The 21,368-nt window shown below is 59.8% G+C and carries 21 protein-coding genes; 10 read left to right on the forward strand and 11 right to left on the reverse strand.

All coding sequences use genetic code 11. The features are described 5' to 3' along the window. Window positions 1–146 precede the first annotated feature (146 nt). A complete protein-coding gene (locus RHM68_RS10585; protein WP_322222675.1) occupies window positions 147–1,274 on the forward strand; it encodes a diguanylate cyclase in 1,128 nt (375 codons plus the stop codon). Between the two features lie 52 nt (window positions 1,275–1,326). Here the strand turns inward: RHM68_RS10585 and RHM68_RS10590 are convergent, their stop codons facing one another. The 6 genes from RHM68_RS10590 to glcD form a co-directional block, all read right to left on the reverse strand. Then, window positions 1,327–1,578, reverse strand: a complete 252-nt coding sequence (locus RHM68_RS10590) for a hypothetical protein (protein ID WP_322222677.1) — start codon at window positions 1,576–1,578, stop codon at window positions 1,327–1,329. Between the two features lie 38 nt (window positions 1,579–1,616). After that, window positions 1,617–2,147 carry a GNAT family N-acetyltransferase gene (locus RHM68_RS10595; protein ID WP_322222679.1) on the reverse strand — a complete coding sequence of 177 codons (531 nt, stop codon included), beginning with the start codon at window positions 2,145–2,147 and terminating at the stop codon, window positions 1,617–1,619. Between the two features lie 90 nt (window positions 2,148–2,237). Beyond that, window positions 2,238–2,639 (reverse strand): heme-binding protein, encoded by a 402-nt coding sequence (locus tag RHM68_RS10600; protein ID WP_322222681.1) that lies wholly within the window; start codon window positions 2,637–2,639, stop codon window positions 2,238–2,240. Further along, the gene (gene glcF / locus RHM68_RS10605) at window positions 2,636–3,877 is read right to left on the reverse strand and encodes a glycolate oxidase subunit GlcF (RefSeq protein ID WP_322222683.1); all 1,242 of its coding nucleotides are present in this window, start codon (window positions 3,875–3,877) and stop codon (window positions 2,636–2,638) included. The genes RHM68_RS10600 and glcF overlap by 4 nt, the downstream gene beginning before the upstream one ends. 3 nt (window positions 3,878–3,880) lie before the next feature. Then, the gene (glcE, locus tag RHM68_RS10610; protein ID WP_322222685.1) at window positions 3,881–4,945 is read right to left on the reverse strand and encodes a glycolate oxidase subunit GlcE; all 1,065 of its coding nucleotides are present in this window, start codon (window positions 4,943–4,945) and stop codon (window positions 3,881–3,883) included. Further along, on the reverse strand, window positions 4,945–6,444 hold the full coding sequence (gene glcD / locus RHM68_RS10615) for a glycolate oxidase subunit GlcD (RefSeq protein WP_322222687.1): 1,500 nt from the start codon (window positions 6,442–6,444) through the stop codon (window positions 4,945–4,947). The genes glcE and glcD overlap by 1 nt, the downstream gene beginning before the upstream one ends. A 233-nt stretch (window positions 6,445–6,677) precedes the next feature. Here glcD and glcC point away from each other — a divergent pair, with 233 nt between their 5' ends. Next, window positions 6,678–7,445: a transcriptional regulator GlcC gene (gene glcC, locus RHM68_RS10620; protein ID WP_322222689.1), complete on the forward strand. Its 768-nt coding sequence runs from the start codon at window positions 6,678–6,680 to the stop codon at window positions 7,443–7,445. Between the two features lie 75 nt (window positions 7,446–7,520). Here the strand turns inward: glcC and RHM68_RS10625 are convergent, their stop codons facing one another. Beyond that, on the reverse strand, window positions 7,521–8,429 hold the full coding sequence (locus tag RHM68_RS10625) for a LysR family transcriptional regulator (RefSeq protein ID WP_322222691.1): 909 nt from the start codon (window positions 8,427–8,429) through the stop codon (window positions 7,521–7,523). A gap of 198 nt (window positions 8,430–8,627) precedes the next feature. Here RHM68_RS10625 and RHM68_RS10630 point away from each other — a divergent pair, with 198 nt between their 5' ends. Both RHM68_RS10630 and RHM68_RS10635 read left to right on the forward strand, forming a co-directional pair. Further along, window positions 8,628–9,452, forward strand: coding sequence for an enoyl-CoA hydratase/isomerase family protein (locus tag RHM68_RS10630; protein WP_322222693.1), 825 nt, complete (start codon window positions 8,628–8,630; stop codon window positions 9,450–9,452). Window positions 9,453–9,751: 299 nt separating this feature from the next. After that, complete coding sequence (locus RHM68_RS10635; RefSeq protein ID WP_322223758.1) at window positions 9,752–10,477, forward strand: nuclease-related domain-containing protein; 726 nt, start codon at window positions 9,752–9,754, stop codon at window positions 10,475–10,477. Window position 10,478: 1 nt separating this feature from the next. Here RHM68_RS10635 and RHM68_RS10640 read toward each other — a convergent pair whose 3' ends face one another. Next, a complete protein-coding gene (locus RHM68_RS10640) occupies window positions 10,479–11,396 on the reverse strand; it encodes a LysR family transcriptional regulator (protein ID WP_322222695.1) in 918 nt (305 codons plus the stop codon). Window positions 11,397–11,521: 125 nt separating this feature from the next. Between RHM68_RS10640 and RHM68_RS10645 the strand changes: the two genes are divergently transcribed. The 6 genes from RHM68_RS10645 (at window position 11,522) to RHM68_RS10670 (ending at window position 17,277) form a co-directional block, all read left to right on the forward strand. Beyond that, complete coding sequence (locus RHM68_RS10645; protein WP_322222697.1) at window positions 11,522–12,280, forward strand: 5-oxoprolinase subunit PxpA; 759 nt, start codon at window positions 11,522–11,524, stop codon at window positions 12,278–12,280. A gap of 93 nt (window positions 12,281–12,373) precedes the next feature. Further along, entirely contained in the window at window positions 12,374–12,619 is a 246-nt protein-coding gene (locus RHM68_RS10650; protein WP_322222699.1) for an acetyl-CoA carboxylase, read from the forward strand. Window positions 12,620–12,629: 10 nt separating this feature from the next. Beyond that, window positions 12,630–14,003, forward strand: a complete 1,374-nt coding sequence (locus RHM68_RS10655; protein WP_322222701.1) for an acetyl-CoA carboxylase biotin carboxylase subunit — start codon at window positions 12,630–12,632, stop codon at window positions 14,001–14,003. Further along, a complete protein-coding gene (locus RHM68_RS10660; RefSeq protein ID WP_322222704.1) occupies window positions 14,000–14,872 on the forward strand; it encodes an allophanate hydrolase subunit 1 in 873 nt (290 codons plus the stop codon). The genes RHM68_RS10655 and RHM68_RS10660 overlap by 4 nt, the downstream gene beginning before the upstream one ends. Then, window positions 14,869–15,843 (forward strand): biotin-dependent carboxyltransferase family protein, encoded by a 975-nt coding sequence (locus RHM68_RS10665; protein ID WP_322222706.1) that lies wholly within the window; start codon window positions 14,869–14,871, stop codon window positions 15,841–15,843. Before RHM68_RS10660 ends, RHM68_RS10665 begins: the two co-directional genes overlap by 4 nt. A 111-nt stretch (window positions 15,844–15,954) precedes the next feature. Continuing rightward, the gene (locus RHM68_RS10670; RefSeq protein ID WP_322222708.1) at window positions 15,955–17,277 is read left to right on the forward strand and encodes an allantoin permease; all 1,323 of its coding nucleotides are present in this window, start codon (window positions 15,955–15,957) and stop codon (window positions 17,275–17,277) included. Window positions 17,278–17,377: 100 nt separating this feature from the next. Here the strand turns inward: RHM68_RS10670 and RHM68_RS10675 are convergent, their stop codons facing one another. From RHM68_RS10675 to kdpC, 3 genes are read right to left on the reverse strand one after another with little or no spacing between them, the layout of a single operon-like run. After that, window positions 17,378–18,067: a response regulator gene (locus tag RHM68_RS10675; protein WP_322222711.1), complete on the reverse strand. Its 690-nt coding sequence runs from the start codon at window positions 18,065–18,067 to the stop codon at window positions 17,378–17,380. Then, a complete protein-coding gene (gene kdpD / locus RHM68_RS10680) occupies window positions 18,064–20,760 on the reverse strand; it encodes a two-component system sensor histidine kinase KdpD (RefSeq protein ID WP_322222714.1) in 2,697 nt (898 codons plus the stop codon). The genes RHM68_RS10675 and kdpD overlap by 4 nt, the downstream gene beginning before the upstream one ends. A gap of 25 nt (window positions 20,761–20,785) precedes the next feature. Then, the gene (gene kdpC, locus RHM68_RS10685; protein WP_322222716.1) at window positions 20,786–21,358 is read right to left on the reverse strand and encodes a potassium-transporting ATPase subunit KdpC; all 573 of its coding nucleotides are present in this window, start codon (window positions 21,356–21,358) and stop codon (window positions 20,786–20,788) included. Window positions 21,359–21,368 lie beyond the last annotated feature (10 nt).

Consider the following 21,368-nt stretch of genomic DNA (forward strand, 5'->3'; position numbering starts at 1 on the left):
CCTGGACTACACTGCGCGCTATTCCGTTGGGCCAAGACTCCTCACGCTGGCGTTCTGAGACGGTGCATCAGTGTGTAACAGGTTAATGTCAGGGTGGCGGTGTGCCGCTATGGCATTGGGTACGGCATCACGACCAGGCGAAGCGAATGGATTGGCTAGAACTCAAGAAAGACCAAGACGCCCTCATCACGGAGCAGGTGCGGGCTGATCGACTTCATCAATTGTTCCGTCAGTCAGCGTTCGCCGTTCTGGGCAGTCTCTTGGGCGCCCTGATGCTGTGCTGGCTGTGCTGGGATCGTTTCGACCACAGTGTCATTGAGGGGTGGTTAGCCGTCCTGGGGGCGTCGACGCTGTTGCGCGCCTGGATGTTCATTCGCTATTTTCGTAGCCCTGAAAGTGAGCGCACGCCGCAACGCTGGGAGGGCCAATATTGGCGCACGCTGGTGTTGTCCGCTGGCATCTGGGGCGGCGGGGCGTTGGCGGTCATGCCCGCCAACGATCTTTTATCCCAAGCGCTGGTGATGCTGTTTACCGTGGGCATGTCGGTCAGCGCGGTGTCGTGCTACTCGGCCTATCGATACATGACGTTGGTGTCGATAGCGCTGGTGTTATTGCCATGTACGCTCTGGCTGGTGTTCCAGTCGTCATCGATGCAGGTCGGTATGGCGCTGGCAGTTTTGGTCTTTGCTTCCTTTGTGGTCAGCGCAACACGCAACCTCTCCGATGCACTGGAGGCCGCCTTTCGCTTAACCCGTGAAATTGAGCGGGCGCACAGTATTTCCACACGTGCCGCGCAGACCGATGAACTCACTGGCCTGAACAATCGCCGGGCTTTTTTTGAGCATGCCCAGCAGTTGTACAGTGACTGTAAACGCAACGGTTTACCGCTGTGCGCAGTGATGCTTGACATGGATCACTTCAAACGTATCAACGACACCTACGGTCATCAGGTCGGGGATCAGGTGCTGCGGCAGACCGGGAGGGTCATCAGTCAGTCCTTTCGCGCAACTGACGTCTACGGCAGGTTGGGCGGCGAGGAGTTTGCCGTGCTGCTTCCGGACACGTCCATTGAGGTGGCCCTCAACATTGCCGAACAACTGATGCGGTCTATCGCCGGACTGATGACTGAGCCGGGTCACGGGATTACCGCCAGCCTGGGCCTAGCGTTCATGGAGATCGGTGACAAAGACCTGCACAGTCTGATGAACAATGCCGATAAAGCGCTGTACCGAGCCAAGGCCGGTGGGCGCAATCAGGTGGTTGTCGCCAGTTGAGCCAAGTGCTGGACGGCTGACGGTGTGCGGCCAACGCGTAGCTGTCCGGCGATTACAACCACGACTCGGCAACCCTGCGGTCCAACTCTTCCCAATCGGCCATGCCCAGTACCCGAGTGGTGTTCAACCCCCACAAGTAGCCCTTGAGTTGATGCGCCAAGGCGTGTTGATCCGCCGCAGGGGTATTCTCGTTGTGCAGCACCTCTTCGTAGAGGCGCAGGTAGTCGTCTACTCGCTCGCGAAATTCCGGCAGTACGGCTTCGCGGATCAGGTCAAAGGTCCGCAGCTTCTGATGGGTATTCATGGTGTCATCCTCGGTGGGTGGGCGGCTTGATGTGCCGATCATCGTGGAGTGACTCGGCGCCGCCGTGTGTTGTAGACCAGGCTGGGCGTTTGCCCTGGCACGTCATCAAGCACGTCGACACGTTGCATGCCGATTTTTTCCAATACGTGAATAGACGCTAAGTGGGTCGGCCTCACCAGCGCCCAAATACCCTCCAGGCCCAACTCATCCAGGCCCAATTCAAGCGATGCTCTACCTAACTCCGTCGCGTAGCCTTTTCCCCACGCCGCCACGTCAAACCGATAACCCAGGTTCAGTCGTTCGACGTCGTTATAACGATACGACGCAATACCGCCGAACCCGATCACGTCAGCGGGCGATTCGCTTGTTGCAATGGCCCATTGTCCGTAACCGGTGTTTTTCCAGTGATGGAGCCAACCGTCCAACAGCGCGGCCGCCTGCTGAACATCAGACAGGGGCCCTGCAGGGTTGAACTGGTTCGTCGCCGGATCGCTATAGATCGCAAACAGGCGTGCCAAGTCGTCGGCGGCCGGCGGCCTCAAAACCAACCGTGATGTTGTGCGATGCATCGTCTGCCAGTCCTTGCCACAGGTAGGTAAGTCGCCAGTCTTTCTCCTTCCCCGAGACTTTGTCCAGTGCGCTGTACAGACGATTGCGATTTAGCCCAGGCTGTTCACGCCGGCCTTGGCGACTTGTGCATCCTGTTCGGCCTTGACTCCGGACACACCGACCGCGCCGATCACTTGGCCGTCGACGATAATCGGTACGCCGCCTTCAAGCGAGGTTAGCAAGGGCGCTGATAAAAAGGCGTAACGCCCGCCGTTGACCATCTCTTCATAGCCTTTTGATTCGCGTCGCCCCAGGGCTGAGGTGCGCGCTTTTTCGGTCGCAATGTAGGCGCCAATTGGCGCGCAACCGTCAAGACGTTCGAGGGCCAGCGGGTGACCGCCGTCATCGACGATCACGATGGTCACCGCCCATTGATGACTCTGGGCTTCGGTGCGTGCAGCTGTGAGGATTTGGCTGACTTCGAGTTGACTCAAGACGGCTTTGCTTTTCATGGTGATTCTCCAGTGTTCAGTGAGGGCAGGGCGGCTTCGACCAGTTCGATCCAGTGCTTGACCGGCGTGTGGCCTGCGCCGTCGAGGTGCGATTGACAGCCGATGTTAGCGGTGACAATGACGTCAGGATGACCGCTTTGCAGTGCAGTGAGCTTGTTGTCGCGCAGTTGCCGGGACAGTGCGGGTTGAGTCAGTGAATACGTGCCTGCCGAGCCGCAGCACAGGTGGGCGTCGGGAACAGCGGTGAGGTTGAACCCCAAGCGGGTCAACACCGCTTCAACGGTTCCCCCGAGTTTTTGCGCGTGCTGCAAGGTGCATGGGCAGTGAAAAGCCAGGCGCTGGTCGCTGTGGACACCGAGTGTTTCCAGCGGCTCTTCGCGCAGCACCTCAATTAGGTCTTTGGCCAGTGCGCTGACTTTTCTGGCCTTGTCGGCATAGAGCGGGTCGCTGCGCAGCAGGTGGCCATAGTCTTTGATGAAGGCCCCGCAGCCGCTGGCGGTTTGCACAATGGCCTCGGCACCGTTTTCTATACTCGGCCACCATGCATCAATGTTGCGTCGGGCCCGATCAAGGCCTTGGGCCTGGGCGTCCAGGTGATAATCCACGGCGCCACAACAACCGGCCTCGCGGCTCGGTGTGACGCTGATCCCCAGTCGATCCAGAACGCGTGCGGCTGCTGCATTGGTATTGGGCGACAGACTGGGCTGCACGCAGCCTTCGAGCATCAGCACATGGCGCGAATGACGGGTGACGGGGCGTGTTTTCGCCGGTTCGGTGTTGCGTGGCAGTTTGGATTGCAGGGGGCTGGGCAGCAGCGCACGGAAGACCTGGCCGGTGCTGACCAGCCCTTTGAATAATCCTGGATTGGGCACGACGCGGCGCAAACCCTCACGCAGCAAGCGCTGAGCGAGTGGTCGCGGCACTGCCGCATCGACCACCGCCCGACCAATGTCCAGCAGGTTGTGGTAGTCGACACCGGACGGGCAGGTGGTTTCGCAGTTGCGGCACGACAGACAGCGGTCCAGGTGTTCCTGGGTTTTTCGCGTCACCTCATTGCCTTCCAGCACTTGCTTGATCAAATAGATGCGCCCCCGCGGCCCATCCAGTTCGTCCCCCAGCAATTGATAGGTGGGACACGTGGCATTACAGAAACCGCAGTGAACGCAACTGCGCAGGATGCTTTCGGCTTCTTCGGCGCGGGGCAATAGACGGGCCTGTTCGCTCAAGGTGGTCTGCATGGGTCAAAGCTCCGCGTACAGGCGACCGGGGTTGAAAAGGCCCCGTGGATCGAGTTGGTGCTTCAAATTCCGGTGATAGCGCATCAGCGCGTCAGGTAACGGTTGGAACGGGCTGTCGAGCAGGCCGTGGCTGTAGCAGGTCACATGGCCGCCGACCTCATTGACCACACTGCGTATGAACGCCGCGTCGGCATCGGATTTGAGCCAGCGCTGGGCGCCACCCCAATCGATGAGTTGCTTGCCCGGCAGTGATAACACGGGTGTGTTGTTCGGTAAGGACAGGCGCCAGAGGGGCAGGTCTTCATCGAAAAAACTCAAGCGGTGTTCGTTAAGGTCCGCCCAGTAGGATGCGTCGAGAAGCTCCCCGCCCAAGCGCTCATGGGCCGCGGCAACCGAGCCTTCGCCGCCTTCGAGCCGCAGGTGCAGGCGTTGGCTGTCGTGGCACGCGGCGCTGATCGGCAGCGGTTGCTGGCCCCACTCGGCGAGGCGCAGCAACGCACGATCACGGTCCATGTCGAGGCTGATACTCAAGCATTGCCGCGGTTTGGGCAGGACTTTGAGCGACACTTCGGTGATGACCCCAAGCGCGCCGTAACTGCCGGCCATCAAGCGCGACAGGTCGTAGCCGGCGACGTTCTTCATGACCTCGCCGCCGAAGCGCAAATGCTTGCCCTGACCGGTGATGACCCGCGTTCCGAGGACGTAATCGCGCACTGATCCTGACCAGGGGCGGCGAGGTCCGGACAGCCCGCTGGCGATCATACCGCCCACCGTCGCGTCCTCGCCGAAGGAGGGTGGTTCACAAGGCAGCATCTGCTGTGATGCGTCCAGCACCTCAAACAGCTCTGCCAGCGGGGTGCCACAGCGTACCGTGACTACCAGTTCGGTCGGGTCGTAGCTGACAATGCCACGGTGTGAACGTGTGTCGAGGACTTCACCGGCGACCGTGCGCCCCAGAAATCCTTTGCTGTTAGAGCCCTGGATGCGCAGTGCTGTGGCGTTTTGCAGTGCCTGGTTGACCTGTTCCAGCAACGCACCGCTGTTGTCGAGATCGTGTGCATTGGACATCAGAATCGCTCCAGCTCAGGGAAGGGCAGTTGGCCCATATGCACATGCATCGCGCCAAATTCGGCGCAGCGGTGCAGGGTGGGGATGTTCTTGCCCGGATTGAGCAAACCACTGGGGTCAAACGCCGCTTTGACGGCATGGAACACGGTCAGCTCGTCGCTGTTGAACTGCGCGCACATCTGGTTGATCTTCTCTCGACCCACGCCATGCTCGCCGGTAATGCTGCCGCCGACTTTCACGCACAGTTCCAGAATCTTGCCGCCCAGGGCTTCGGCACGATCAAGTTCGCCCGGTTGATTGGCGTCGAACAAAATCAATGGGTGCATATTGCCGTCGCCGGCATGGAACACGTTGGCCACTCGCAGGTTGTACTCGGCGGACAGCGCCGCGATAGCGCGCAGCACCTCCGGCAGTGCGCGGCGCGGGATTGTTCCGTCCATGCAGTAATAGTCCGGTGACAGGCGACCTACCGCTGGAAACGCATTTTTGCGCCCGGCCCAGAAGCGCACACGTTCGGCTTCGTCCCTGGCCTGGCGCACTTCGGTGGCGCCTGCCTGTTCCAGCACGTGCCGGACGCGGTCGCAGTCATCGTGGACATCGGCTTCGACGCCATCGAGCTCGCACAGCAGAATGGCGTGTGCATCCACCGGATAGCCCGCGTGGATAAAGTCTTCGGCGGCGCGGATGGCCAGGTTGTCCATCATTTCCAGGCCTCCGGGGATGATGCCGGCGGCAATGATATCGCCGACGGCTCGCCCGGCCTTTTCGACTGAATCGAACGCGGCCAGCAACACCTTGGCGGTCTGCGGTTTAGGCAGCAGCTTGACCGTGACCTCAGTGATGACCCCGAGCATGCCTTCGGAGCCGGTGAACAAGGCCAGCAAATCGAAGCCGGGCGAGTCCAGCGCCTGGGAGCCCAGTGTCAGGTGTTCGCCATCCACGGTCAGGATCTCCACCTGGAGCAGGTTGTGTACGGTCAGGCCGTACTTGAGGCAATGCACGCCACCCGCGTTTTCGGCGACATTGCCCCCGATGGAACAGGCGATTTGTGAGGAAGGGTCGGGCGCGTAGTACAGGCCAAATGGTGCGGCAGCCTGGGAGATCGCCAGGTTACGCACGCCTGGCTGGACCCTGGCGGTGCGGGCAGCGGGATCGATGTGCAAAATATTGTTGAAGCGTGCCATCACCAGCAGCACGCCTTTTTCCAGCGGCAATGCCCCCCCGGATAAGCCAGTGCCGGCGCCACGAGCGACCACGGGCACCTGGCGCTCATGGCAGAGGCGTAACACGCCCTGAACCTCGTCCATGTGACGCGGCAGTAGCACCAGCATCGGCGTAGTGCGGTAGGCGGAGAGGCCGTCGCATTCGTAGGGTTTGAGTTCTTCCCGCTGATGCAGGACTTCCAGCGCTGGCCACTGTGTACGCAGGGCCTGTAGCAGCGCGTTTTTGTCGACGTCAGGCAGGGCACCGTCAACACGTTCATCGTAGAGAATGTTCATAGGCGGTGGACGACACTCGTTTGTTGTTATTAGAGGTCTATTTCCGGGTACTGCTCGCTTGCATCATTGGACCGAGGCGTTCTACTGTCCACGAGTTGTTAGGCTGGTCGAACCAGTTCTTCATCCGTGGTTTTCTTGTTGATTAAGAAAATAACTATAAAAACAGTGGCTTGTCGTTGTATTTGAATCGACATGACTTCGGCTTTGAAGCTGGTCATACCAGTGGAGGTGAGATGAGCAGCATAGACGAGGGCCGTCATTTGCAAGTCGCCGACGTGGTCTGCGAGCGCATAGAGCGCCTGATCGTGGACGGTGTGCTCAAGACTGGGCAGTTATTGCCCTCAGAACGACGCCTGACCGAAAAACTTGGCGTCTCGCGCACGGCCCTGCGCGAAGGCCTGAAACTGTTGCGCGCACGCGGGATTATCAACACGCAGCAGGGCAAAGGCTCCTTCGTGGCCGATCTTTCGGGGCAGGGGGCGATGTCACCGCTCATGCACCTGTTCAGCTCGCAGCCACGCACGCTCTATGATTTGTTCGAAGTCCGCAGCCTGCTGGAGGGCGAGTCCGCGCGCTTGGCAGCCTTACGCGGAACCGACGCCGACTTCGTCCTGATCACCCGCAGCTACGAGGCCTTACGCGATGCTCACAGCCGTCAGCTGGATGCCTCGGCTCACGCGCGACTCGATCATGCGTTTCACCTGGCGATCTGCGAGGCCTCGCACAACCCGGTATTGGTGCAGACCTTGCGCTCGTTGACGGATTTGCTGCTCAACTCGGTTTTTGCCTCGGTCAACAACCTCTATCACCGTGAACCGCAAAAGCGCCAGATCGATCGCCAACACGCCCGACTCTACAACGCCGTCACCGGCCGCCTGCCAGAGCAAGCACGCAAAGCTGCCCTCGCGCACATCGCGAGCATCTGCGAAAACCTCAAGGAAATTGAAAACGAGGAACAACGGTTGGTCCGGGCTACGTTGCGACTTGAGGGGTGGGCGTAGCCATCATAAAAATCTGCTGATGATCACTGAACCAATCGCTGCAATCCGGGTGAAAAAACACCCGGTTTCGTCGGGTCAACTGACTTTGCCCACCAGTCCGTTAGCGAAATGCGCCACAACAAAGTCTACGAAAACGCGGACCTTGGGCGTCATTTGCCGGCTGCTGGGCCAGACAATGTGAAAGCTGTTACCACCCGCCATGTGCGGGTCGAGCACCCGCTGCAGGCGACCGTCAGCCAACTGGTCCTTGACGGTAAAGTCAGGGACGCACGCTATTCCCCGGCCAGACTGAGCCAAGTAAAGCAAGGCCTCCAAGTTGCTACAGATCATCGCGATGGGAAGGGATGCGCCGGGCTCCTTAAAGGGCGATTTTTTAAACGGCCATTGATACAACTTTCCTGAGTTTTGCCATCGATAATGCAGGCAGGAATGGTTAAAGAGATCAGCGGGTTTAGCCGGAACGCCACGCTTTTGCAGATAGGCCGGGGCCGCCACAAGGCACGAGCGGTAGGGTCCGAGTGGTCGCGACATCAAGCGTGAATCGCTGAGATCACTTCCGCGAATGACCACATCAAACCCTTCATCGATCACGTCGACCAAGCGGTCTGTGAAGTCGAGGTCCAGTTCGATTTCCGGATAGCGTTCCATAAAGTCGGAGATGACCGGCAGGGGCAGTCCGGCAGCGAGCGCCAAGCCAACCCTCAGCCGTCCGCGGGGAAACGCGGTCATGGCCGACAGGTCGTCCTCGGCGGCCTGGATCTCACTGAGAATGCGTTTACACCTTTCCAAAAACACTTCGCCCTCTGAGGTAAGACGAACCGTGCGCGTGCTGCGTTGAAAAAGTCTCACGCCCACTCTTTCTTCGAGCCTGGAAATACTCTTGCTCACAGCAGAAGCCGAAATGCCCATTTTTCGGCCAGTGGCGATAAAGCTTTGGGTCTGTGCGGTTTCAACGAAGATTTCCAGGCCGCTTAATGTCTCCACAATCACTCCTTCAATTGATGACCATTTCGTCACTGCTGTTATGCACGTTACCTGCCTTAATCAGCGTTGGCCAACGGATTACCATGGTGCCCACAACGCGTTCGGTGCCCATGTCTCCAATGGTTACCGACGCCAAGGCGCTTATTTTGCGTAACCCAGCGACCTTCTACGAGGGATCGCCTAAACCGAGTACAACTCATGACCGCTATCAATCGTCTGACTGTCATCCGTGAATCAAAATCCTACTGGCGCATCGTGATCAACAATCCTCCGTTGAATCTTTTCGACCTGGAAATGTTCGCGGAGCTGAACGTACTGATGGACAACATCGAAAGCGACGCCGATCTCAAGGTGGTGGTCTTCGAAAGTGAGAATGAGGACTACTTCGTCAACCACCACGATCTTGAGCGTCGCGAAGTTCCGGATCAGCCCGGTGCCGCGTCGTTTGATCGTTGGCCGAGTTTTGTCACTCGGCTCGCCCAATCGTCTGTGGTCAGTGTGGCCAAGGTCCGTGGCCGCGCCCGGGCACAAGGCTTCGAGTTTGCCTTGGCCTGTGACCTGCGCTTTGCCTCCAGAGAGCGGGCGTTGTTCGCATTGGTGGAAGTCGCCGGCTCCTCAATACCAGGCGGTGGTGGCGTTGAGTGGCTCGCCGCTTTGTCGGGACGTTCGCGGGCACTTGAAGTCATTGCCAGTGCAGACGATTACGATGCGCAGACGGCAGAGCGATATGGCTTCATCAACCGGGCTATTCCTGACGCCGAGCTTGATGCGTTTGTCGACGCGCTCGCTCACCGCATTGGCAGCTTCGAAAAACGCGCGCTGCAAGTCAGTAAAAAACTGGTGAACGCGCGCGCCGGTGTTCCCTCGGAAGGGGATCTTTGGGTCTCGAACCATATGCTCGCAGGCGTAGAAACCTGGCCCGAAGCCCACGTGATGCTGACGAGGCTGAACGCCGCTGGATTTGGACAGGTGGGCGATTTTGAGCTGAACCTTGGCGAGCGCATTGCCGATCTTCCCGCCTGATGAACGAGTTGTTCGCGACCGGTTCAGCGTACTTAAGGTCTGTGCGCTGCGCCATGCGGCACTGAGCGCTGGTCTGGGGCGAAACGCCCTGGCTGGCCGTTGTGCGAGCCTCGGCCAAGCCTTGGCTCCACGGGTGGGTGATGTGACGGTTCATTGGCGCAAAACCCTTTACCTGTCTAGAGTGAGCGCTGCTTGTGCCATGGCACAGCAAGACCTGCCCTCTGCGCAAAGGACTGACCGTGTACCTCCTCAATACACTGCTACCGCTATTGAGCAAGCTGATCTGGCTATTACCGTTGATGTTGCTGTCGCTGCTGCTGGTGGCGTTGTTAAAAATGCCCAGGGTCAAGGGCTGGCTCGGTGAACAGTGGGTAAAGGTGTGGGCGCACTATTATTTGGATCGTCAGGTCTACCTTCGCTTGCATAACGTGACGCTGGACACCCTCGACGGTACTACGCAGATCGATCATGTGTTTCTCTCGCCTTTTGGCATCTTTGTGCTGGAGACAAAGAACATGCGCGGCTGGATTTTCGGCACAGAAAACCAGGCGCAGTGGACGCAACAGCTGTACAAAAAGCGTTTCAAATTCCAGAACCCGACACGGCAGAACTACAAGCATGTGAAGGCCCTGGAGGCGGTACTGGGTATTGGGCCGGAGTCTTTGCACTCGGTCATTGCTTTTGTCGGTGCCAGCACCTTCAAGACCGAGATGCCGGCCAATGTCACCCGTGGGATTGGCTTTCTCCGTTACATCAAGTCGTTCCAGCAAGCAGTTTTCAGCGAGGCGCAGGTCATTGCCATGCTGCACGTCTTGCAAGCTGATCGCCGGCTTCCAACGTTGGCCACTGAGCGTGAGCATGTGCAACGTCTCAAGCAGCGTAGCGATCCATCGGCGTCGCGCCAATGCCCGCGCTGCGGCAGTGCGCTGGAGGTTCGCACCTTCAAAAGCGGTGCCAAAATCGGCCAGCAGTATTGGCGATGTAGCACATTCCCCACGTGTCGGACGGTGCAACCCGTCAGCTGACTCAGCGGCGTGCGGACAGTTGTTGCGGCGCCAGAAATGCATCGTGGAAATACGTGCGGAACGCTTGCATCGCCGGGCTGAAATCACGGTCGCGATGCCAGGCCAGGCCGACGCTCATGGGGGTCACTTTGTCGGTGACCGTCAGGGTTTCGATGCGCTTGCCTTCCAGCGACCAAGGCCGGTGTACCAAGTCCGAGAGAATGGCCACGCCACTGCCATTGGCAACCATGCTGCGCACCGCCTCCACTGAACTGGTGCGTACCCGCACGTTTGGCTGTTGGTGCGCGTGTTCCCAGTAACGCATGGCGCTTTGTTCGGCTTCGTCGACGGTCAACAGAATGTAGGGCTCTTGCGCCACGTCGGCGAGGCTGACGGCTGACCGTTCGCACAAGGGATGATGGCAGGGCAGCCACAGCCGGCGTTCGGAATTGAAAAGAATTTCCGAGACGATGTCCGGGTGAGTGAGGTTGGCGGTGAGCACCACGGCCATGTCAAATCGGCCTTCGAGCAGTCCTTGCTCGATGGACGCCCGTTCTTGTTCGTGAACTTCGATGGCCACGTCTGGATGCCAATGCTCAAGCCGTTGCAGATGGTGCGGCAGGAAGTAGCCGATCACCGTGTAGCTGGCGGCCAAACGGATCAGGCCACTGGCGCGGATGTCCGGTAACGGGCTGTTTAGCGCGTCATCTACGCTGCGCAAAATCACGTAGGCGCGGTTGAGAAAGTGCCGCCCCGCGTCCGTCAGGCTCATGCCTTGCGCGGAGCGCTGGAACAATAGCGTGCCGAGTATGCTTTCCAGTTCCTTGATGGCGGTGGTGACCGCTGACTGGGAAATATTCAGATGGATCGCCGCTTGTGAGATTTGCCCGATTTCGGCCGTGGCGACGAAATAGCGAACCTGGCGTAGGGTCAGTGACATCGACACTCCGTTCAATGAGGTATCTGTTTTTCAGAAGATGCTCTATCTGTTAATAGATCTTCCCAAGGGGTTGGCAGAAATCTAACGTGGTCTGCACGAAGTCACAAGTGGCAGGAGCAAGCGTTATGCAGGCAGTAGATTTCAATTCGGACATGGGCGAAGGCTTCGGCCCATGGACCATCGGTGACGGCGTAGATCTTGAACTGATGACCTTTATCAGTTCGGCCAACATCGCCACCGGCTTTCATGCTGGGGACCCTGGCACCATGCGCCGTACCGTTGAACAGGCCAAGCGCTTGGGTGTGGCCGTCGGCGCGCATCCTGGGTTTCGCGATCTGGTCGGATTTGGCCGTCGGCACATCAATGCGTCGGCCCAAGAACTGGTTGACGACATCCTTTATCAATTAGGTGCCCTGCGTGAACTCGCCCGAGTTCAAGGCGTGGCGCTGCAACACCTCAAGCCGCATGGTGCGCTTTACATGCACTTGGCCCAGGACGAGGAGGCGGCGCGGTTACTGGTGGAAAACCTCCAGCGTCTGGAGCCTGAATTACTCCTGTATTGCATGCCGCAATCGGTGATCTGGCGCGTCGCCCAAGAACTCGGTCAACCGGTGATCCGTGAGTTCTACGCCGACCGTGAGTACGACCTGAGCGGCTCCATCGTCTTCACCCGCAATGTCCGTGCTTACGATCCCGCTCAGGTGGCCGCGCGGGTGCTGCGTGCCTGTCAGGAAGGTGTGGTGCGCACGGTAGAAGGCGCAGAACTGACGATCGAATTTGATTCCATCTGTTTGCACAGCGATACGCCGGGGGCGCTGGCGTTGGTCCAAGCCACGCGTCACGCACTCGATAGCGCCGGCATTGAGGTTCGAACGCCGCGCTGAGTGAGGACAAAAACACTTGGCACACAGATGCCAGGGTTTGAGCACCGATTTATTTTTGCCTGCCTTTCTACAACTATTCCAAAAGGAACAGACATGGCCGAATACAGTGTTATCACCCCGCTGCCGGGGACCTTCTATCGCAAAGCCACTCCGGAGTCGGCGAACTTCGTCGAGGTCGGCGCATACGTCAGCGTCGACACGGTGATTGGTCTGATTGAGGTCATGAAGCAGTTTTCCGAATTGACCGCCGGGAAGGCCGGTCGCCTCAGCGTATTTATGGTTGAAGACGGCGACCCGGTGGAGCCGGGTCAGGTCATCGCAACACTCGACATTGAGTGAGGGCGTGATCATGACTCAAGGCATTCGTAAATTACTGGTCGCTAACCGCGGCGAGATTGCCGTGCGAATTATCCGTGCCGCCAAAGCGCTGGGGATTCCCACCGTTGCTGCGTGCAGCGAAGCAGACGTCGACTCCCAGGCCGCGCGCATGGCCGACCAAGTGCATGTTCTCGGCCCGGCCCGTGCCGACAAAAGCTACCTCAATGTCGAGGCCCTTCTGGGGGCGTTGACAGCCACTGGGGCGAATGCAGTGCATCCCGGTTATGGCTTTCTCTCGGAGAACGCCGATTTCGCTGAGGCGGTGCTGGCTGCCGGGGCGATTTTCGTCGGTCCGAGCCCGGAAACGATTCGTCGTATGGGCGATAAAGCCGAGGCGCGGCGTACCGCACAAGCGGCGGGCGTGCCGGTGGTGCCTGGTTCGCCAGGTGAGCTGTTCGATGTCGAGTCGGCGCTTAAGGCGGCTGAGTCGGTCGGCTTCCCTCTGTTGATTAAAGCCTCGGCCGGTGGCGGCGGGCGTGGTATTCGCCTGGCGCAAAACGTCCAGCAATTGAGCGAAGAATTCCCCCGTTCCCAGCGCGAAGCCCACGCCGCGTTTGGCAATGGCGCGGTGTACCTGGAGCGTTTTATTAGCAAGGCCCGACACATTGAAGTGCAGGTGCTGGGGGATGGTGTGCGCGCCGTGCATCTCTTCGAACGCGAGTGTTCGCTGCAACGTCGGCGTCAGAAAATTTTCGAAGAGGCGCCGTCGCCGATTCTGAATCAGCAGCAGCGCGAAACCCTTTGCGAGAGCGCAGTACGTCTGACCGAATCCCTGGGCTACAAAGGCGCTGGGACGCTCGAGTATTTGTATGACGAAGCGAGCGGCGAGTTCTTTTTCATCGAAATGAATACGCGGATTCAGGTCGAGCATCCGGTCAGTGAGCTGATTACCGGCATCGATCTGGTCCAGGCGATGCTGCGCATTGCCGGCGGCGAGCCGCTGGGCCTGCAACAAAGCGATATCCATATCAACGGTGCCGCGTTGCAAATGCGCCTGAATGCCGAAGACCCGACGCGCGATTTCTTCCCCAGCCCTGGGGTGGTCGAGGCACTGAATTGGCCGCAAGGCGATGGGATTCGTGTCGATAGCCATCTCTATCAAGGCTACCGCGTGCCGCCGTACTATGACTCGCTATTGGCCAAGCTGATCGTCCATGGTCGTGATCGCACCGAGGCGTTGGCCCGAGCGCAGATTGCCGTGGCGCAGACCACGCTCACCGGCATGGCCAGCACCTTGTCACTGCATGGCGAATTGTTGGAGCAACCTTGGCTGCACCTCGCCGACTTCCATACCGGCACCCTGGAAACCTGGCTGGCCGAGCGCCGCAGTGGAGGTCAAGCATGAGCACACCCATCCGTTACAGCTTTGGCGCCGACGAACATTTGTTTGCTGAAGTCAGCGACAGCATGTCGTTGGAGGCTTTCTTCAAGGGCATGGCAGTCACCCGCGCGGTCGAGCGTCTGGCGCTTGATGGGGTGCTGGATATCTGCCTGGCCAATGCCTCGTTCCAGATCCGTTTTGACCCAGATCGCATTGACCCCTATGACCTGCTTGAAGCGGTGCAGAGTGCAGAGGCTGGCGCCGTCGCTGAACGCACGCTACAGACGCGGATTATTGAAGTGCCGGTGCTCTATAACGACCCCTGGACCCACGAAACCCTGATGCGTTTTCGTGACCGCCATCAGGACCCGAGCGCCACGGACCTGGAGTATGCCGCGCGGATCAACGGCCTGGCTGATATCGATGCGTTCATCGCGGCGCACAGCGGTGCGCCGTGGTTCGTCTCCATGGTTGGCTTCGTAGCGGGCCTGCCTTTCATGTTTCAAATGGTCGAGCGTGAACGCCAGTTGCAGGTGCCCAAGTACCTGCGTCCGCGCACTGACACACCTAAACTGACCCTCGGTCACGGCGGTTGCTTTGGCTGTATCTACTCGGTACGCGGTGCTGGCGGTTACCAAATGTTTGGCGTCACTCCGGCCCCGATTTACGACCCGCAGCAGCACCTGGCGTACCTGAAAGCACACATGGTGTTTTTCCGCCCTGGCGACATCGTCCAGTTCAAACCTATTGATCGTGAGGCCTATGACGTCGCCGTGGCTGAAGTAGAAGCGGGGCGCTTTGACCTGAAGATTCGTCCGCTGGAGTTTTCGCTGGACGCCTTTCTCGCTGACCCCATCGGCTATCCCAAGTCGTTGCAGGAGGTGCTGGCATGATCAAGGTACTTAAACCCGGTCTCGCCACGTCGGTCCAGGATTTGGGCCGCGAAGGCTATTACCACCTCGGCATCCCGCCCTCCGGAGCGCTGGATCAATACGCCCTCAGCGCCGCCAATCAATTAGTCGGCAACCCGGCGGGAGCGGCAGCGCTTGAATGTACGCTGCTGGGCCCAGAGCTGGCGTTTCAGCACGACGCCTTGGTGGCGGTGTGCGGGGCACACATGACGCCTTGGGTCGATGGTGTAGAAATGCACCCCGACACGGCGTTTTCGGTGAAGGCCGGGCAAGTGTTGCGTTTCGACTTTCCCAAGGCGGGCGCCCGCACTTATGTCGCAGTAGCGGGAGGCATTGATGTGCCGCTGGTGCTGGGCAGTCGCTCTACCTATGCCCTTGGCGCACTCGGTGGGTTCGAGGGCCGACGGTTGATCGCCGGTGATGAATTGCCGGTGGGCATTGCCAGTGGCAAGGGCCGCGCCGGCGCCAGTCTGCCGATGGCTTTGCGTCAGGCGCTGGGGGGTGAAATCAGCCTGCGCGTGGTGCCAGGCTTGTACTACGAGCGCCTGACCCACTCTGCTGCGGCAAGTTTTTTTTCTGAACCGTGGACGGTGGGCTCGGAGGCGGACCGTATCGGCTATCGCTTCAAAGGTGGCAGCGCGCTGAGTTTTGAACCGCGAGAACAGCCGTTCGGCGCCGGTTCTGATCCATCGAACATCGTTGACAGTTGTTACCCGATCGGTTCGATCCAAGTCCCGGCGGGGCTCGAACCCATCGTGTTGCACCGCGATGCGGTGTCCGGTGGCGGTTACGCGATGATCGGCACGGTGATCAGTGCCGACCTCGACCTGATCGGCCAGATGCAACCCAACCAAAAGGCCCGCTTTGTGGCGGTCACCCTTGAAGCGGCATTGGAAGCACGACGTTCCTATAAGAAAAAGCTCAGTTGCCTGAGCAAACTGTTTCCTTCCTGATTCTGCCCGCCGCATCGCGCGGGCCATGCCAAACGGTAAACCAACGCCGCACTTCGGTGCGGTGGCGGTTGCCCGCGCTTCAACCTTCGACTGGTTTTGGAGTTCACGCATATGGCTGCTTTATCGCAATCGAATCAAACCGGGCAAGACCCGGCCCATCACCCTGTACCGAAAGAAGCCCGCATGGGGCGACTGTCGCTGACCATGGCCTGGTGGGCGGTGTGCAGCGCGATGTTTTACATCGTTGTTGGCGCTTCACTGGCGTTGTCTTACGGCGCTCGCAATGCCCTGATCGGCATGCTGTTGTCGGTGGTCAGTTACGGACTGGTCAACAGCGTCCTAAGTCGTTTCGCGATTCGCAGCGGTTTGTCGGTGGCGTTGTTTTCACGGCTGTTGTTCGGTAGCACCGGGGCATGTCTGGCGACTTTGATCTTCTTTTCCACGGCGATTTATTACGCGGTATTCGAAGGCTCGGTGATCGCCGTGGCACTCAATCATCTCTACCCGGAACTGGTCTATCCGCTGGCTGCATTGGTTGTTGTGCTGTACAGCGTGCCGATGATTTTGGGCAGCGTGCAGCACTGGCTGGACAAGCTCAACGGCGTGCTGTTGCCGGTGTACCTGGGCGGGTTGCTGTTGGCGGTTGGCGTGTCGATCAGCCGTTATGGCTACCAGCCGCAATGGCTCGATTTCGGCCCTGCAACGCCCAGTACCTTCGGCTGGTGGGACTGCTTTGTCGCGTACATGGGCGTCTGGGTGCTGATGCTGTTTACCTTCGATTACGCCCGGTTTGGTAAAGCTGAGGACGCTGATTATCACGGCCGCTGGAACTTTGGCATGCCGTTCTACGCGGTGACGTTTCTGCTCAACGGGGCGGCGGGGATCTATCTGGTCAGCAGCATTCCCCACGAAGGTGCGCTGAATGAAGTGTCAGTGGTGATGGCGATTTTGCAATTGATGGGCGTGTGGGGATTGTTGTTCGTCTGGGCCACACAAACCCGTATCAATACCGCCAATTACTACTTGGCGACCCTGAATATGCAGGCGTTCTTTGCTCGTTTTGGCCTGCGCGGTTCCTACGTGATGTGGGCGCTGGCGGTGGGGGTGATCGTTTACGGCTTGATGCTCGCGGACGTGTTTGCCTACTTGCTCAAGGCGTTGGCCTACCAGGGTATTTTTGTGGTGGCCTGGGTCGGTGTAGCGTTGGCGCAAATTCTCTACGGACGCAGTGACTTAGCAGCGCTCGAACGGGTCAGTGCGTTCAATCCGATTGGCTTGAGCGCCTGGTTTGGCGCTACCGCGCTGGGGCTTGCGCTGATGTTTCACGGCGGCGGGCTGAGCAGTTTTTCCGCGCCTTCGACCGTGATCGTGGCGTTTGCCATACAAGCAGGTTTATCCCATCGAAGCCGCGTCAGGCTGCCGTTGGCGCAGTAGGGTTTTGCAGTAAGACCCTTCGCACCCGCCCGCTACGATACAAGAGGGCGGGCACGGTTTCATGCCTGTTCACACCCTGCACGACCCCAGCACGTCGTCCTTACGGAATAAACCGATAACCAATCCCTGTTTCCGTCACCAGATGCCGAGGCTGGGACGGATCTGCTTCGACCTTTTTGCGCAAGCCACCCATGAACACACGAAGGTAAGGTGTGTCCGTGGTGTGCGCCGGGCCCCAGACGGCTTTGAGCAGTTGCAAATGCGTCAGCACACGGTTGGGGTGCGAGCACAGGTGAACCAGCAAGCGGTATTCCAGGGGCGTCAGGTGCAGCGGCGCACCGGCGCGTTCGACGACGCGCCGTTCGACATCAATGCGCACGTCGCCAAAGCTCAGGACTGAACTGTTGTCGGCATCTTTAGTTTGCCGGCGTAGTAGCGCGCGCACACGGGCGAGCAACTCCCCGGTGCCAAAAGGCTTGACCAGGTAATCATCGGCGCCGGTGTCCAGGGCCAGGATTTTGTCGGACTCCGCCCCTCGGGCTGACAGCACGATGATCGGCACCGCCGACCAACTGCGTATGTCGCGGATCAGGTCAACGCCATCGCCGTCGGGAAGGCCCAGGTCAAGCACAATCAGGTCCGGTCGGCGTGTTCCGGAGTCGATGAGGCCGCGGTGGTAAGTCTCGGCTTCATGCACTTCCAGGCCTTCGGCGTGCAAGGCCATCCGCACGAAGCGGCGTATTTCCTTTTCGTCCTCAATGATCAGGACGCGGGGCACGGACTCAGTCATGGCTGATCCTCGTCAATCTGTGGCGCAAAAGGCTCAATCAGCGGCGGCTCTTCGCGGGGCAGGCGCAGTGTGAAACACGCGCCGCCGTTGGTGCCGGTGGCCCCGGTAATCGTTCCCCCATGCGCCTGGGCAATTGCCCGGCAGATGGCCAGACCGAGCCCGACACCGGGAATCGAACTTTCTTTCTTGCCGCGCATGAATTTGCTGAACAGCGCTTCTTCGTGGCCGTGTGGCAACCCAGGGCCTTCATCGGCGATCCACAGTTCAATGGCGTCAGAAGTGGCTCTGGCCCCCAAGTTAATGGCGGTGTCAGGCGGTGTGTACTTGATGGCGTTTTCGATCAGGTTGATCAGGATGCGCTCGATCAGCAGTGCATCGATGCGCACCGGTGGCACATCGTCTTCCAGCGCGACGTGTACCGGGCGTGTGCCCAAAATGGGCTGGACAGCCCTCAGTGCGCTGCCGACCACGTCCTCAATGGGTTGCCATTGACGATTCAATACCACTTTGCCGGACTCCAGGCGTGCCATGTCCAGCAGGTTGTTGACCAGGGTATTCATGCGCAGCGCGGATTCACCGACCGCTGTGGCAATTTCGGCGGCTTCGCCGGTGGGCGGCGGCGTGGTCAACTTGAGCGCTTCGGCGAGCCCAACCATGACGGACAGCGGGGTTCGCAAGTCGTGGGAGATGGCCGAGAGTAGCGAATTGCGCAACCGCTCGGACTCCATTTGCAGCGTGGTGTCCTGGGCCACGTTGATGTAGTGAATCCGTTCAAGCGAGATGGCCAGCAATGACGCACACGTGTCGAGCAGGCGCCGCTGTTCCGGCACCACCAGGCGTGTCGTGTCTCGCGGCTGCACGGCAAGTATCCCGCGTACCCGCATCGGGGCCGACAAGGGCAAGTACAGCGTGGAACTGGAGGGCAGGGTGTCGGTGCCGTAACCGGCCGCTTCCGCCTTGTCGAACGACCACTGGGCAATGGCGAAATCCACTTGCGGTGGCTCCCCCGTGACCATGGGCGGCAGCAGTTTGTTGTTGTCATCGGCCACCAGCAACGCCGAACGGGCGCCAAACTCGGCTGACAGAAACTTCGCGCCGATGTCGGCGACCTGCTCGGTGATCAGTGCGGCGGACAGCAGGCGCGACATGTCATACAGCGCACGCATGCGGTCTTCGCGCCGTTGTGCCACCCGCGCCTGGTACGTCAGGCCGGCGGTCATCTGCCCGATGACCAGGGCGACCACCAACATGACGCTGAACGTGACTAGGTACTGGACGTCGCCAACGGCAAATGAAAAACGTGGCGATACGAAGAAAAAGTCAAAGGCACCGACGGACACAAACGCCGCCAGGACCGCCGGGCCACGACCGAAACGTACCGCTGCGGCCACTACCGCCAGCAGAAAGATCATGACGATGTTGGCCTGTTCGAGCAGCCCGGCCAGGGGCAAGGCAATCACGGTGGTCGCGGCACACAGCGCGACGCTCCACAGGTAGGCGGGCCATAGGGTCGGGCTTTCGTGGGCGGTTGAGGTGCCCTTGGTGGGCGTGCTGCCGGTCGGCAGCGAGACTTGAATCACATCCAGGTCGGCGCCCAGTTCGCCAATTCGTTCAGCCAGTATTGGCCGCCAGAGCCGGCGCCGTGGGTGTTCGTCGCGGCCAAGCACGACCTTCGACAGGTTGTGTTGCCGTGCATATTTGACCAGGGTTTCGGCAATGTCCTGCCCGGACAGGGTCGAGATCTGCGCGCCCATGTCCTGGGCCAGTTTCAGCGTGGCCAGTACCCGGCGGCGCTTGGCGTCGGGCAGACGCTGCAACGTCGGTGTTTCGACATACACCGCGTGCCAAGGCACGTTGAGTTGGGTGGCCAGGCGTGCCGTCGAACGCACAGTTTTTTGTGCCTGTTCATGCGGACCAATGCAGGCGAGCAGGGAGTCGCGAGTGCCCCACACCGGTTTGACTGCACCGCTTTGGCGGTACTGCAACATGTCGCTGTCAACCCGGTCGGCGGTGCGCCGCAGCGCCAGTTCGCGCAGGGCAATCAGGTTGCCTTTGCGAAAAAAATTCTGCACCGCGCGCTCGGCCTGTTGTGCCAGATACACCTTGCCTTCCTTCAACCGCTGCAACAGCTCGTCGGGGGGCAGGTCAACGATGACCACCTCGTCGGCGGTATCGAACACGTGGTCGGGTACGGTCTCCCAGACCCGGATGCCGGTGATGCCGCCAACAATATCGTTCAGGCTCTCCAGGTGCTGGACGTTCATGGTTGACCAGACATCGATACCGGCGCCGAGCAGTTCTTCCACGTCCTGCCAGCGCTTGGGGTGTCGGGAACCGACGGCATTGGAATGCGCCAGTTCGTCAATCAGGATCAAGCCCGGTTGACGGGCGAGCGCGGCGTCGAGGTCAAACTCGGTCAGCGTGCGATGCTTATCGAGCACCTGTTTGAGTGGTAGCAGTTCGAGGCCGCTGATCAGCGCTTGGGTCTCGGCGCGCCCGTGGGTTTCGATCACGCCAATCAGCACGTCGATCTTCTGCCGTGTGGCTGTGTGGGCGGCCGCCAGCATTGCGTAGGTTTTGCCGACACCGGCACTGGCACCAAAAAAAATCTTCAGCCGACCACGTTTGGCCTGCGCTTCCTGCTCGCGAATCTGGGCCAGCAACTGGTCTGGGTCAGGACGTTGTTCGGCCATCAAGCTCACCGTGTGTGATTAGCGCTCAATGGGTGGCGTCGAGTGCCAGGTTCAATGCCAAGACGTTGACTCGCGGTTCGCCAAGGAACCCGAGCAGCATGCCCTCAGCCTGTTCGCTGATCAGTTGACGAACCTGCTCGGCCGGTAAACTGCGCACTCGCGCCACCCGGCCCGCCTGGTACAACGCAGCCGTCAGGCTGATGTGCGGGTCGAGGCCGCTCGCGGAACTGTAGACCAGGTCGGCCGGCACCGTGGCTTTGTTGCCAGGGTCGGCGGCGTGCAAGGCCTCGATTCGCCCTTTGAGCGCGTCGGCCAGCGCCGGGTTCAGCGGTCCCAGGTTCGACCCTCCCGAGGCAAGCGGGTTGTAGGGCATGGGGCTGGTGGCTGAAGGGCGGCTCCAGAAATACTTTGGATCACTGAAGCCCTGCCCGATCAACAGCGAGCCCACTGTTTTGCCGTCCCGTTCTATCAGGCTGCCGGAGGCCTGATGCGGGAATACCAGCCGGGCGATACCGGTCGTGAGGAGTGGATAGGCCAGGCCTGTGATCAGCGAGAAGGCGATCAGCAAGGTTAACGCCGGACGTAGTAGAGATGCCATGACAGTGCTC

Source organism: Pseudomonas sp. DC1.2, assembly GCF_034351645.1.
GTDB lineage: Bacteria > Pseudomonadota > Gammaproteobacteria > Pseudomonadales > Pseudomonadaceae > Aquipseudomonas.